The 13,148-nt window shown below is 64.0% G+C and carries 13 protein-coding genes and 1 pseudogene; all 14 read right to left on the reverse strand.

The genetic code is table 11. The features are described from left to right. Positions 1 to 225 precede the first annotated feature (225 nt). Complete coding sequence (gene era, locus E1742_RS06575) at positions 226 to 1,125, reverse strand: GTPase Era (protein WP_134384090.1); 900 nt, start codon at positions 1,123 to 1,125, stop codon at positions 226 to 228. A 13-nt stretch (positions 1,126 to 1,138) separates the two neighbouring features. Beyond that, positions 1,139 to 1,926: pseudogene (gene rnc, locus E1742_RS06580) on the reverse strand (ribonuclease III). Positions 1,927 to 1,943: 17 nt separating this feature from the next. Then, the gene (locus E1742_RS06585) at positions 1,944 to 2,324 is read right to left on the reverse strand and encodes a DUF4845 domain-containing protein (RefSeq protein ID WP_134384091.1); all 381 of its coding nucleotides are present in this window, start codon (positions 2,322 to 2,324) and stop codon (positions 1,944 to 1,946) included. Between the two features lie 9 nt (positions 2,325 to 2,333). Further along, positions 2,334 to 3,254, reverse strand: coding sequence for a signal peptidase I (lepB, locus tag E1742_RS06590; protein WP_134384092.1), 921 nt, complete (start codon positions 3,252 to 3,254; stop codon positions 2,334 to 2,336). Then, complete coding sequence (lepA, locus tag E1742_RS06595; RefSeq protein WP_134384093.1) at positions 3,251 to 5,044, reverse strand: translation elongation factor 4; 1,794 nt, start codon at positions 5,042 to 5,044, stop codon at positions 3,251 to 3,253. The genes lepB and lepA overlap by 4 nt, the downstream gene beginning before the upstream one ends. Positions 5,045 to 5,262: 218 nt before the next feature. Beyond that, positions 5,263 to 5,520 carry a glutaredoxin family protein gene (locus tag E1742_RS06600; protein WP_134384094.1) on the reverse strand — a complete coding sequence of 86 codons (258 nt, stop codon included), beginning with the start codon at positions 5,518 to 5,520 and terminating at the stop codon, positions 5,263 to 5,265. A 54-nt stretch (positions 5,521 to 5,574) separates the two neighbouring features. After that, a complete protein-coding gene (locus E1742_RS06605) occupies positions 5,575 to 7,065 on the reverse strand; it encodes a DegQ family serine endoprotease (RefSeq protein WP_134384095.1) in 1,491 nt (496 codons plus the stop codon). Between the two features lie 308 nt (positions 7,066 to 7,373). Continuing rightward, complete coding sequence (locus E1742_RS06610) at positions 7,374 to 7,766, reverse strand: sigma-E factor negative regulatory protein (protein WP_134384096.1); 393 nt, start codon at positions 7,764 to 7,766, stop codon at positions 7,374 to 7,376. A 58-nt stretch (positions 7,767 to 7,824) separates the two neighbouring features. Further along, entirely contained in the window at positions 7,825 to 8,424 is a 600-nt protein-coding gene (rpoE, locus tag E1742_RS06615; protein WP_229466584.1) for an RNA polymerase sigma factor RpoE, read from the reverse strand. Between the two features lie 131 nt (positions 8,425 to 8,555). Continuing rightward, on the reverse strand, positions 8,556 to 9,143 hold the full coding sequence (locus E1742_RS06620; RefSeq protein ID WP_134384098.1) for a hypothetical protein: 588 nt from the start codon (positions 9,141 to 9,143) through the stop codon (positions 8,556 to 8,558). A 420-nt stretch (positions 9,144 to 9,563) separates the two neighbouring features. Continuing rightward, on the reverse strand, positions 9,564 to 10,808 hold the full coding sequence (gene fabF, locus E1742_RS06625) for a beta-ketoacyl-ACP synthase II (protein ID WP_134384099.1): 1,245 nt from the start codon (positions 10,806 to 10,808) through the stop codon (positions 9,564 to 9,566). Positions 10,809 to 10,845: 37 nt separating this feature from the next. After that, the gene (gene acpP / locus E1742_RS06630) at positions 10,846 to 11,085 is read right to left on the reverse strand and encodes an acyl carrier protein (protein WP_028104092.1); all 240 of its coding nucleotides are present in this window, start codon (positions 11,083 to 11,085) and stop codon (positions 10,846 to 10,848) included. Between the two features lie 228 nt (positions 11,086 to 11,313). After that, positions 11,314 to 12,060 (reverse strand): 3-oxoacyl-ACP reductase FabG, encoded by a 747-nt coding sequence (fabG, locus tag E1742_RS06635; protein WP_134384100.1) that lies wholly within the window; start codon positions 12,058 to 12,060, stop codon positions 11,314 to 11,316. An 88-nt stretch (positions 12,061 to 12,148) separates the two neighbouring features. Next, the gene (gene fabD, locus E1742_RS06640) at positions 12,149 to 13,090 is read right to left on the reverse strand and encodes an ACP S-malonyltransferase (RefSeq protein ID WP_134384101.1); all 942 of its coding nucleotides are present in this window, start codon (positions 13,088 to 13,090) and stop codon (positions 12,149 to 12,151) included. Between the last annotated feature and the right edge of the window lie 58 nt (positions 13,091 to 13,148).

The following is a 13,148-nucleotide window of genomic DNA, read 5'->3' on the forward strand; positions in this document are numbered from 1 at the left end:
GGCACGAAAACTGTCACGGGCTGGGCCGTGACAGCGTAAGGTACCGACTGCTCGCGCACCCCGAGTGCTGAGCTCGTGCTTACAACAGGGTCAGACCCCGACACGGACACAAGCTCAGTAACGGCCGTTCCTTCTTTAGTCGAGCCCGTGACAGTTTTCGTGCCTGACCCCGATGTTGTCACGGACTCGGCAGTGGCGGCCGGTGGGCGGCGTTTCGCCATGGGTTTATTCGTAGCCGTATGCGCGCAGGCCGGCTTCGTTGTCGGCCCAGCCGGATTTGACCTTGACCCAGATCTCCAGGTAGACGGGACCGCCGAACAGGCGCTCCATGTCGAGGCGGGACTGGCTGGAGATTTCCTTCAGGCGGGCGCCCTTGTTGCCGATGATCATGGCCTTATGGCCGTCGCGTTCGACCAGGATCGCCGCAAACACGCGGCGCAGGTTGCCCTCCTGCTCGAACTGTTCGATCAGTACCGTGCTGCTGTATGGCAGCTCGTCGCCGACGAAGCGGAACAGCTTTTCGCGCACGATCTCGGAAGCGAGGAATTTCTCGCTGCGATCCGTGATGTCGTCCTCGCCGAAGATCGGATCGTTTTCCGGCAGTAGGCGCTTGATTTCGTTCTGCAGCCCGTCCAGCTGGAAGCGCAGCTTGGCTGAGACAGGCACGACGGCGGCGAAGTCGAACCTGGCTGCCACCTGCTGCGCGAACGGCAGCAGCACGGCCTTGTCCTTCATGCGGTCCGACTTGTTAATGACGAGAATGACGGGCACGTTTTTCGGCAGCAGATCGACGACTTGCTGGTCGGCCGGGCCGAACGTGCCCGCTTCCACCAGGTACAGGATGACGTCGGACGAATCCAGCGTGTTGGTAACGGTCTTGTTCAGCGTCTTGTTCAACGCATTCGAATGACGCGTCTGGAAGCCGGGCGTGTCGACGTAGATGAACTGGGCGTCGGCAACCGTCTGGATGCCGGTAATGCGGTGGCGCGTTGTCTGCGCCTTGCGCGACGTGATGCTGACCTTGGCGCCGATGAGCGTGTTCATCAATGTCGACTTGCCCACGTTGGGGCGGCCGACGATGGCGATATAGCCGCAACGGAATGCGGTGGCGGGTGCGTCTGTCATGATTGAATCTCGGTTATTTGTTGGCGAGCTTGGTTTCCGCCGGGTCGTTCTGGACCGTGGCGATGCCCGCCAGCTTCAACTGGGCGGCGCGGGGCTTGGTCTTGCGTGGCGTGGCGGCGGGCGCTCGCAGCAGCGCCTGCTCGGCCACTTCCAGCGCCAGCTTGGCTGCGGCCTGTTCGCCGGCACGGCGGCTGCCGCCCCGGCCGTAGACCTGGATGCCCAGCTTGGGCACCAGGCATTCGATTTCGAACTCCTGGCTGTGCGCCGCGCCATGGGTGGCAACGACGTTGTACAGCGGGAGGGAAATTTTTTTGCTTTGCAGGAATTCCTGCAACAAGGTCTTGGCATCCTTGCCCAACGTCCGCGGATCGACCGAGTCCAGGATGGGGATGTAGAACGAGCGCACCACCTTGGCCGCCGCATCGAAGCCGGCATCGAGGAAGATCGCGCCCAGCAGTGCTTCCAGCGTATCGGCCAGGATCGACGGCCGGCGGAACCCCCCGACTTCAGCTCGCCCTCGCCCAGCCGCAGGAACTGCGACAGCTCGAGCTTCTGGGCGATCTCGAACAGCGACTGTTGCTTGACGAGGTTGGCGCGCAGGCGCGACAAATCGCCTTCGTCGATGGTGTTGTACCGTTCGTACAGGATCGATGCCACGGCGCAGTTCAGGATCGAGTCGCCGAGGAATTCCAGGCGTTCGTTATGCAGACTGCTGTGGCTGCGATGCGTCAAGGCCTGCTGGAGCAATCCCGCATCCTGGAACGAGTGGCCTAGCCGAGTCTGCAATAACTGTAAATTCATCGTTGAGTTGTTTCCTGTCATTCCGCCCGCGCCGCGGGTACGTTCCTGGCGGTCGAGCCGCTGTATTCCAGCAGCAGGCTGGCCGGGCCGACCAGGTGGATCTTGCGGTCATACGCAAACGATACCTGCTGTTCGCCGTCAATGCGCTCGACCGTCAGGTCGCGGCCCGCGATGGACGTGATGTAGTTGGCCTCCGCGCTGCGATCGAACGACGCGCGGACTTCCTGTGGCGTGCTGCCCGCCGCTTTCGCCTTGACGATGGCGCTGGAGACGGCCCGATACTCCGCATATGCCGGCAGGATACGCATCGCCAGCAGGCCGGCGATGCCAAGGACCACCAGCGCCGCGATCAGTCCCGTCAGCGAGATGCCACGCTGCCTGTTGCGAAGGATCGGCATCGCCACTCCTTATTGAATGCCGCCGATGCGGCGCGGGTTCGACAGGTTCATCCACACTGCGACCGCCTTGCCGACGATATTCTTGTCGGGCACGAAACCCCAGTAGCGGCTGTCCGCGCTGTTGTCGCGGTTGTCGCCCATCATGAAATAATTGCCGGCCGGAACCGTGCAGGTAAAGCCTTCGTTCGTGTACGTGCAGGCTTCCTTGTTCGGGAACTCGCGCACGTCGCCCAGGTTCAGCGTGGGCGCGCGGTCGTCGTTCAGGATGCGGTGCTCGACACCCGTCAGGTTTTCCTTGAACTGCTTCTTGTAGACGAGGCTCTCGTCGTCCAGGTAATCGTCCTGCTGGGCGTAGCTGACAGGCTTGCCGTTCACGGTCAGTTTCTTGCCTTCGTAGGTGATCTTATCACCAGGCACGCCGACGACGCGCTTGATGTAGTCCTGGCTGGTGTCCATCGGGTACTTGAACACCATCACGTCGCCCCGTTGCGGGTCGTTGAGCTGGACGATCTTCTGGTTGATGATGGGCAGGCGGATACCGTACGTGAACTTGTTCACGAGGATCAGGTCGCCCACCAGCAACGTCGGCACCATCGACGACGACGGAATCTTGAACGGCTCGAACAGGAACGAGCGCAGCACGAAGACCAGGGCGATGACGGGGAAGAAGCTGCCCGAGTATTCGATCCAGGTCGGCTGGCGCAGGTGTTCCGCTTCCAGCTTCTCGCGCGCGTTCTGCTGCGTGTCCAGGCGGATGCCGTCGGCCGTCAGCTTGGCCGTGCGGGCGTCATACTCGGCCAGCGCACGGTCGGCAGCCGCCCGGCGCTGTTTCGACAGCACGAACACGTCCAGGACCCAGATGATCCCCGTGACGACCATCAGCACGAACAGGATCAGCGCGAAATTGCCCAGGATACTTTGCATCGTCATTTTTCGTCCACCGTAAGGATTGCCAGGAATGCCTCTTGCGGGATCTCGACGGAGCCCACCTGCTTCATGCGCTTCTTGCCGGCCTTCTGCTTCTCCAGCAGCTTCTTCTTACGGGAGATGTCGCCGCCATAGCACTTGGCCAGCACGTTCTTGCGCAGCGCCTTGACGTTCTCGCGCGAGATGATATTCGAACCGATCGCGGCCTGGATCGCCACGTCAAACATCTGGCGCGGGATCAGTTCGCGCATTTTCGCGGCCACGGCACGGCCGCGGTACGGCGCATTGGCGCGGTGCACGATGATGGCCAGCGCGTCGACCTTTTCGCTGTTGATCAGCATGTCGACCTTGACGACGTCGGCCGCCCGGTATTCCTTGAACTCGTAGTCCATCGACGCATAGCCGCGCGACGTGGATTTGAGCTTGTCGAAGAAGTCCAGCACGATCTCGGCCATCGGCATTTCATAGATCAGCTTGACCTGGCGGCCGTGGTAGGCCATGTCCATCTGGATGCCGCGCTTGGCGATACACAGCGTGATGACGGAACCCACGTACTCCTGCGGCATGTACAGGTTGACGGTGACGATCGGCTCGCGCACTTCCGTGATGTGCGACGGGTCCGGCATGCGCGACGGGTTGTCGACGTTCATGACGGTGCCGTCGCGGCGCTCGACTTCGTACACGACGGTCGGCGCCGTCGTGATCAGGTCCATGTCGAACTCGCGCTCGAGACGCTCCTGCACGATTTCCATGTGCAACAGGCCCAGGAAGCCGCAGCGGAAGCCGAAGCCCAGCGCCTGCGACACCTCCGGCTCGTACATCAGCGCGGCGTCGTTCAGTTTCAGTTTTTCCAGCGAGTCGCGCAGCGCGTCGTACTGGTTCGCCTCCACCGGGAACAGACCGGCGAACACCTGCGGCTGGACTTCCTTGAAGCCTGGCAGCGGCGCGTCGGCCGGCTTGACGGCGGACGTGATCGTGTCGCCCACGCGGGCCACTTTCAGTTCCTTGATGCCGGCGATGACGAAGCCCACCTGGCCTGCCGACAGCGCCGGCAGCGACACGGAACGGGGCGAGAAGATGCCGATGTCCTCGACCAGCTGCACGGAGTCGGTCGCCATCAGGCGGATCTTTTCCTTCGGCTTCATGGTGCCGTTCACAACGCGCACCAGCATGACGACGCCCACGTACGGGTCGTACCACGAGTCGATGATCAGCGCCTGCAGCGGCGCTTCCGGATCGCCCTTCGGCGGTGGCACCTTGGCGATGATCGATTCCAGCACGTCCTCGACGCCGAAGCCGGTCTTGGCCGAGCAATGCACGGCGTCGCCGGCCTCGATGCCGATGACGTCCTCGATTTCCGAAATCGCGTTCGGCGGATCGGCGTTCGGCAGGTCGATCTTGTTCAGTACGGGCACGACTTCGACGCCCAGGTCCAGCGCCGTGTAGCAGTTCGCCACGGTCTGCGCTTCCACCCCCTGGGAGGCGTCGACGACCAGCAGGGCGCCCTCGCAGGCGGACAGCGAGCGGCTCACTTCATACGAGAAGTCGACGTGGCCCGGCGTATCGATCAGGTTCAGGTTGTAGATCTGGCCGTCGCGCGCCTTGTATTTCAGCGCCGCCGTCTGGGCCTTGATGGTGATGCCGCGCTCGCGTTCCAGATCCATCGAATCGAGCACCTGCGATTCCATCTCGCGGTCCGACAGGCCGCCACAAAGCTGGATGATGCGGTCCGCCAGCGTGGACTTGCCGTGGTCGATGTGGGCGATGATGGAAAAATTGCGAATGTTGTTCATTAAATTAAAAACGTATCAGACGACAGCAATACAAAAAGCGCTCTGGGGCCGGGGGCCCTGGCGAGCGCTTTGAGAAACCTCGAACACCGGTGCGGCGGCTGTGCCGCGCACGCATGGAAACGAAAGCTAGGAGAACCCTCCGCATTTTACCGGATTTCAGAGGGGAAAGCCCGATTTCTGACGTGCCGGGCACGAAAAAGATGCAACTCTGCAAATAGTCAGCCCTGCAGGACTGCCCTCACCTTCTCTTCGTCGAGGAAGTAATGGCACAGCTCGGGGCCGTCCAGGTCGGCATACAGCACCGGCACCAGCTCGTCGAAGCGCTCGACCAGCCGGTCGTCGGCGTCCACGTCGATGACGTCGACCGTGAACGGATGCTCCGGCGTTTGCAGCGCATTGAGGGCATCCAGCATGTCCTGGCAGAGGTGGCAGTAGGTGCGGGAATACAGCGTGAATCGAAGCGTGGTTCGGTGCATCGGTTGAAAGGCGGGCAGGCCGCGGCAACGGCGCCGCGCCCTGCCCTGCCTGCCTCAGCGTGCGCTCGGACGCAGCGCCACGAACTGCGACACGTCGCCGCGGCGCACCAGCACGACCGAAGGCTTCTTCGGATCGAGCTTGGCCACCAGCGCGGCAAACTGCTTCGCATCGACGATGGCCACGTTGTTCAGCTGCAGCAGCACATCGCCCTGGCGCAGGCCGGCACCGGCCGCCACGCCTTCGGTGGCATCGACCTTGACGCCGCCGGCAACGCCCAGCTCCTTCTTCTCCGCGGCCGACAGGTCGCTCACCTTGAAGCCCAGCGCGTTGGCGGCGCCTTCCGCTTTCGGCTTGCTGCGCTCGCCGCCCTTGCCGCCCACGGTGGGCTGGTCGGATTCGCGCTCGGCCACGACGATCGGCAGGTCCACCAGCGAGCCGGTACGCCAGACGGTGATCGTTGCCTTCGTGTTCGGCGCCGTATTGCCCACCAGGCGGGGCAGGTCGGATGACTTGGCGATTTCGGTGCCGTTGAACTTGACGATGATGTCGCCCGGCTTCAGCCCTGCCTTCGCGGCCGGCGCGCCCGGCTCGACCTGCGACACCTCGGCGCCGCGCGCACCTTTCAGGCCCAGCGATTCCGCCACTTCACGGCTGACTTCGCCCACGGAGACGCCGATACGGCCGCGCGTCACCTTGCCGGATTTCTTCAGCTGGTCGGCCACGCGCATGGCCTCGTCGATCGGCACGGCAAACGAGATGCCGTTATAGCCGCCCGACAAGGTGGCGATCTGCGAGTTGATGCCGATGACTTCGCCACGCATATTGATCAGCGGGCCGCCCGAGTTGCCCGGGTTGACGGCCACGTCGCTCTGGATCAGCGGCAGGTATTCGCCCGTGTCGCGCGACTTGGCGGAAATGATGCCGGCCGTAACGGTGTTCTCCAGGTTGAACGGCGAGCCGATCGCGATGACCCATTCGCCCACGCGGATCTTGCCCGGGTCGCCCATCGTCAGCGCGGGCAGCTTGCCGCCGTCGATTTTCAGCAGCGCCACGTCCGTGCTCACGTCCGAACCCAGCACCTTGGCCTTGAATTCGCGCTTGTCCGTCAGCGTTACATAGACTTCGTCCGCGCCGGCCACCACGTGGGCATTGGTCAGCACGTAGCCATCGGTGGAAATGATGAAGCCGGAGCCGACCCCGCGCTGCACTTCCTGCTCCTGCGGCACGGGGCGGCGGTTGCCGCGCGGCGCCTGCTGGCCGCGTGGCACCGGCATCTGGCCGCCGAAGAAGCGGCGGAAGAATTCCTGCATTTCATCCTGGTCCGGACCGTCCTGGTCGCGCATGCGCAGGCGTTCCGTGGTGCGGATATTGACGACGGCCGGACCGACCTTGTCGACCATGTCGCTGAAGTCCGGCAGGCCGGACACCGCGGATGCGGCCGCCTGGACCGGTGCCAGGCCGACAGTTGCGGGAGCGAACAGGATACCCGCGCTGACCATCAGCGCCGACAAGGTTTTACTACCAGCAGAGAAATTGGTTTTCATAAGAATAGTATGTTTTTTTCGGGTGGGTCGATGCCTGGCAAATCGCGCAGCTTCCACATGGTAAGCGAAATCGAGCGTTGCAGCACACACAAGATGTTGCAGGAAGTTAGGAATTTCAAGAGGGGAAAACGGCGAATTCACGCGGACGCAACCGGCGGCGTCGATTCCTCGCAGCACCTTGCGAGCTACCTGCGCTGAGGCAAACCGGATTGTCGGGACAACGGCTGGTGGCGTCGGCATGTTCTGACCGCGACCGGCGTGGCGATGCCGCCAGGCGCCCGGATTGACGCGTGATCCGGTTGCGGCCGTCAGCGCGTCCCGACCGCGGCCGGTGCAGTGGTGTCGCCAGGCGCTCCGGACGGGGAAGGTGGCGACGAGGATGACCGCGCTGCCTGCGGTGGCGGCTGGGCCTGCAAGGGCGATGACGTGCCGGCCTGTGCCTGCGGGGTCGGTGCGCCGCCGTCCGGCTGCGCGGGGAACGCCTCCTGCGCAAGCCTTGCCGTCAGACGCGCGCCAAACGCGCTACTCAGGCCGGCCGCGGCCGCGTCGGCACGCAGCACGTCGCCGATCAGCTGGTAGGTGTGCCACCTGGCGCGCCCGTCCGCACCGGCCAGCGCAGCCATGGTCAACTCGACGTCGCAGGCAGGCAGCTCGCCATCGACCATTGCCGAGATGTTCTCCTGCAGTCGCGTCGCGTCCATATTGCCGCCATTGTAATCGGAAGTTACAAATCAATAACGAAGGTTCAGTGTCGACCGGCTACCAGCGCTTGTCAACCGGCACGTCCAGCAGCGGACGCAGCTTTTCCGCAATGACTTCGCGGGCCCGGAAGATCCGGCTGCGCACGGTGCCGATGGGACAGGACATGATGTCGGAAATCTCCTCGTAGCTCAATCCTTCGATCTCGCGCAGCAGGATGGCCGTGCGCAGGTCGACGGGCAGCGCATCCATGGCCGCGTTGACTGTTTCGGCAATCTGCCTGGTGGCCAGCATGGACTCGGGCGTGTTGATATCGCGCAGGGCGTCGTCCTCGGCCAGGGCTTCGGGCGCCCTGGCATCGGCCAGGGTCGACGGCGTGCGGCGGTTTTGCGTGACCAGAGTGTTCTTCGCCGTGTTGATGCCGATCCTGTACAGCCACGTATAGAACGCGGAGTCGCCGCGGAAATGGCGCAGGGCGCGGAACGCCTTGATGAACGTTTCCTGCACCACGTCCTCCGCTTCGGCCGGGTCGTGCACGATGCGCCCCACTAGGCGCAACAACCGGCGCTGATACTTCGACACCAGCAGGTCGAATGCCTGCCGCTCACCTGCCTGGACTCGTTCGACCAGCAGCTGATCGCTCTCACGGTCTGTCGTCACCTTCTGCCCTCGGTGGCCTGCAGCGCGGGCGCTCATATTGCTATGAGCTCCCCTCCTGCAATTGGTTCAGGGGTTGCACGGATTTTTTTTCACGGCATCCGCCGCGCCTGGCACTAACGACGGTGCGCGGCTCAGGCCGCAGGCGGCCCCAGTGCCGCGATGGCCCGCATCGCCAGCGCCACGCGCCGCAATACGTCGGGCGCCACGGTATCAGGCAGCACGGGCAGCCAGAACACCGTGCCGTCGCTGCTGCGCAGGCGCAGCAGCAACAGCGACGGCCACAACGTGGAGCCGGGCATCAGCCACACCTCCCGTCCCGCATCGACGTCGCCGGCACCGGCCGGGACGGTCGCCTGCGCCGGCGGATCGGCGTTCGTGCGCAGCGTCGCTTCCGCCGGCGCGCACAATGGCGCTGTCGCCCCTGTTCCTGCCTGCGCTGCTGTCTGCGCTTCCATTCGCGCGGACATCTGCGCGTTCATCTGGGCTTGTATCTGGTATACCGCGACCCGAATCCCGCCGACACCTGAAATATCAAGCCGCACGCCATTGACACCGCGACGCCTGCGGCTGGCACTAACAAAGACCGCGGCCACCATGACGCAGCGCGGCACAGGCTGGCGAAAGGCGCCGGCGCCGGCCAGGAGAAGCACGCACAGCAGCGCGTGCAGCCAGCGCAACTGGCGCGACGGACGGATCACGGCGGACAAGGCAATGGACATCTGCACCTCCGGTTTCATCCCGCCGCACGTTGCACGTGCGCACCGGCGACGCTCACCGAAGGCGTACCCGGCGGACATCGGCTGGCCGCCATGCAGCAGTACTTGCGGACGCGCGGTCCGATTACCCGCGCGGCATCGGGCCAGGCATTCGCGCAGCCACCCGAACGCATATGGGTGCGGATGCGCACGCGCCACGCATGTGAGCGCAACCTGCGACATCGACAATCAAGGGAATACAAGCGAAGCGCCGGCCAGTTGCCGGGCGGCCGGTCAAAGCGAACGCTTCAAATGACCGACGCAGAAACGACAAGGCGCGACATCTCTGTCGCGCCCGGTACCGATCTCGCGGCGCTCACTCCCGTAAGACCGGAGTGAGGCGCGAAAAGTTCAGACAAATTACAAGGCGATGTGACTGCCGCCTCAGACCTTGCCGAACACAAGGCTGCCGTTCGTTCCGCCGAAGCCGAACGAGTTCTTGACGGCATACTGGATGTGCATCGGACGTGCGACATTGGCGCAGAAGTCCAGGTCGCATGCAGGGTCCTGATTGGACAGGTTGATCGTTGGCGGTGCCACCTGGTGGTGGATCGCCAGCACGGTCAACACGGCTTCCAGGCCGCCCGCGCCACCCAGCAGGTGGCCCGTCATCGACTTGGTGGAGCTGACCACCATGTTTTTCGCGTGCTCGCCGAACGTGCGCTTGATGCCCACGACTTCAGCCACGTCGCCCTGCGGCGTCGAGGTGCCGTGCGCGTTCAGGTACTGCACTTCGTCCGGATTGATGCCGGCGTTCTTCAGCGCGGCAACGGTGGCCTTGCTGCCGCCGCTGCCATCTTCCAGCGGCGACGTCATGTGATACGCATCAGCGCTCATGCCGAAGCCGTGCAGCTCGGCGTAGATCGTCGCGCCGCGCGCTTTCGCGTGCTCGTACTCTTCCAGCACCATGACGCCGGCGCCCTCGCCCAGCACGAAGCCGTCGCGGTCGTTGTCCCATGGACGGGACGCGGCCGCCGGATCGTCGTTGCGCGACGACAATGCACGGGCCGTGGCGAAACCGCCCAGGCCCAGTGGCGACACGGTGGCTTCGGCGCCGCCGGCCACCATGGCGTCGGCATCGCCGTACTCGATCAGGCGGGCCGCCGCGCCGATGCTGTGCAGACCGGTGGTGCAGGCCGTGACGATGGCCAGGTTCGGGCCACGCATGCCGTATTTGATCGAGAGATTACCGGAGATCATGTTGATGATCGAGGCCGGAACGAAGAACGGGGAGATACGGCGCGGGCCGCGCTTGTCGTAGTCTTCCTTCTGTTGTTCGATCATCGGCAGGCCGCCGATGCCGGAGCCGATGATGACGCCGATGCGGTCGGCGTTCTCTTCGGTGACGACCAGACCGGAATCCTGGATCGCCTGGATGCCCGCTGCCATGCCGTAATGGATGAAGGTATCCATATGGCGGGCTTCCTTGGCGTCGAGATATGCTTCGACGTTGAAGTTCTTGACCTCGCCGGCAAAGCGGGTCGAGAACGCGGTGGCATCAAACTTGGTGATGTTGGCGATACCGGACTTACCCTCGGTAATTGCGCTCCACGTTTCGGCAATCGTATTGCCGACCGGGGACACGCAACCGAGGCCGGTTACCACCACACGACGGTTTTTGGAACTCAAGCGATTCTCCTGGAGTCGATCGGGTACAGCGTGCTGCTTAGGCCTTGACGTGCGCGGTCGCGTAGTCGATGGCTTGCTGCACGGTGGTGATCTTTTCAGCCTGTTCGTCAGGGATTTCCATTTCGAACTCGTCTTCCAGTGCCATTACCAGCTCAACGGTGTCGAGGGAATCGGCGCCCAGGTCATCGACGAAGGACGATTCGTTCTTGATGTCTGCTTCGGCGACGCCCAGTTGTTCGGCGACGATCTTCTTAACGCGTTGTTCGATATCGGACATGTTATGGCTCCATTGTGTATGTTACGGAAAGCGCGCATTTTATCAGGTTTGCGCGCTGAAAAACTAATTTCGGCTTCTGAACTCAGCTTTACCGAAATCACCGGTAAAAGACAGGATCGTGCCGCCAAATGCGCCGCGCGAGCCCATCAATTCTTGCTCAGGATACCGCTTTATTGCAGAGACCTCGGGACAATACGCCACAGCCTCTGCACGTCGCGGCAACTCCTGTTATCCCATGTACATGCCGCCATTCACGTGCAGCGTCGTGCCGGTAATATAGTTCGCCGCCGGCGAGGCCAGGAAGGCCACCGCCGCGGCGATGTCTTCCGGTTTGCCCAGGCGACCCAGCGGGATCTGCGTCAGCAGCGCGGCGTGCTGGTCTTCCCCCAGCACCTTCGTCATGTCGGTATCGATAAAGCCCGGTGCGATGCAGTTGACGGTGATGTTGCGGCTGCCGATCTCGCGCGCCAGCGCGCGGCTCATGCCTTCCACGCCGGCCTTGGCGGCCGCGTAGTTCATCTGGCCCGGGTTGCCCGACGATGCCACCACCGACGTGATGTTGACGATGCGGCCGGCCTTGGCCTTCATCATGCCGCGCAGCACGGCGCGCGACAGGCGGCCGACGGCGGACAGGTTGGTCAGGATGACCTTGTCCCATTCCTCGTCCTTCATGCGCATGGCCAGCTGGTCGGCCGTGATGCCCGCGTTGTTGACGAGAATGCTGACGGCGCCGTATTCCTTGCCGATCTCGTCGATGACGGCGGCGCAGCGCTCCGCGTCCGTGACGTTCAGCACAATGCCCTTGCCCGCCTCGGCACCGATCTCGGCCAGGTACGCGGAGATCGCCTGCGCACCGGCCTCGGTGGTAGCGGTGCCGACCACGCGCGCACCCTGGCGCGCCAGTTCCGTGGCAATGGCCTTGCCGATGCCGCGCGACGCGCCCGTGACGAGGGCGACTTGATTGGACAGGTTCATATTCTTGTATCCCTTCTGGGTGGAGTGTTGGACTTCTCCGGCATTGCCGGGGAAGGCGACGCGGACGTTTGCCTGGCTTATCCTGCGCTTACTTCAGCGCGGCCAGCACGCGTTCCAGCGAGGCCTGGTCGACGATCGCATCGCCAACGAGGTTCGCGTCGATCCGCTTGGCCAGGCCCATCAGCACCTTGCCGGGGCCGCATTCGATTACCTGCGTGATGCCCTGGCCTGCGACCTGCTGCATCGTCTCGACCCAGCGCACGGGGCTGGCGGCCTGGCGCACCAGCGCGTCCTTGATGCTGGCGGGGTCCGTCAGCACGGCCACGTCGACGTTGTTGATCAGTTCGATCTGCGGCGCGTTGAAATGAATGTTCGCCATGTACTCGCGCAGGCGGTCCGATGCCGGCTTGAGCAGCGACGAGTGGAACGGCGCGGATACGGGCAGCTTCATGGCGCGCTTGGCACCCTTGGCCTTGGCGATCTCGCAGGCCTTCTCGACGGCGGCGGTGTGACCGGCGATCACGACCTGGGCAGGCGCGTTGAAATTGACGGCCTCGACCACCTGGCCCGGCACGGCGGCCAGCGCCTCGGCGCAGGCCGCGCGCACGTCGTCGTCCGACAGGCCCAGCACGACAGCCATCGTGCCCTCGCCCACCGGCACGGCTTCCTGCATGGCCTGGGCGCGGAAGCGCACCAGCGGCACCGCGTCCTTGAACGGGATCACGCCGGCGGCGACCAGCGCGGAATATTCACCCAGGCTGTGCCCGGCCACGACGGAGGGCACCGGGCCGCCCGCGGCAATCCACGCGCGGTAGGTTGCCACGGCCGCCGTCAGCATGGCCGGTTGCGTGTTGGTGGTCAGGTCCAGGTCTTCCTTCGGCCCCTCTGCGATCAGCTTGCCCAGGTCGAACTGCAGCGCGTCGGACGCTTCGGCCACGGTCTGCTCGACCACCGGGTTGCCGGCAAAGCCCGCCAGCATCGCAACGGCCTGCGAACCCTGGCCGGGGAATACAAATGCAAATTTCGTCATATCGTTCTCGTTGTATTGTTGGCACGGGTTTGCGCAGCGCCAGCCTGCCGGCGTCGCC

Source organism: Pseudoduganella plicata (assembly GCF_004421005.1).
Taxonomy (GTDB): Bacteria; Pseudomonadota; Gammaproteobacteria; order Burkholderiales; family Burkholderiaceae_D; genus Rugamonas; species Rugamonas plicata.

Bases quoted from the DNA above. Each gene is read 5' to 3' on its own strand.
- E1742_RS06585 (WP_134384091.1), bottom strand. From the start codon at position 2,324: ATGCCGATCCTTCGCAACAGGCAGCGTGGCATCTCGCTGACGGGACTG.
- E1742_RS06610 (WP_134384096.1), bottom strand. From the start codon at position 7,766: ATGGACGCGACGCGACTGCAGGAGAACATCTCGGCAATGGTCGATGGC.
- era (WP_134384090.1), bottom strand. From the start codon at position 1,125: ATGACAGACGCACCCGCCACCGCATTCCGTTGCGGCTATATCGCCATC.
- fabD (WP_134384101.1), bottom strand. From the start codon at position 13,090: ATGACGAAATTTGCATTTGTATTCCCCGGCCAGGGTTCGCAGGCCGTT.
- acpP (WP_028104092.1), bottom strand. From the start codon at position 11,085: ATGTCCGATATCGAACAACGCGTTAAGAAGATCGTCGCCGAACAACTG.
- E1742_RS06600 (WP_134384094.1), bottom strand. From the start codon at position 5,520: ATGCACCGAACCACGCTTCGATTCACGCTGTATTCCCGCACCTACTGC.
- lepA (WP_134384093.1), bottom strand. From the start codon at position 5,044: ATGAACAACATTCGCAATTTTTCCATCATCGCCCACATCGACCACGGC.
- lepB (WP_134384092.1), bottom strand. From the start codon at position 3,254: ATGACGATGCAAAGTATCCTGGGCAATTTCGCGCTGATCCTGTTCGTG.
- E1742_RS06620 (WP_134384098.1), bottom strand. From the start codon at position 9,143: ATGTCCATTGCCTTGTCCGCCGTGATCCGTCCGTCGCGCCAGTTGCGC.
- fabG (WP_134384100.1), bottom strand. From the start codon at position 12,060: ATGAACCTGTCCAATCAAGTCGCCCTCGTCACGGGCGCGTCGCGCGGC.
- E1742_RS06605 (WP_134384095.1), bottom strand. From the start codon at position 7,065: ATGAAAACCAATTTCTCTGCTGGTAGTAAAACCTTGTCGGCGCTGATG.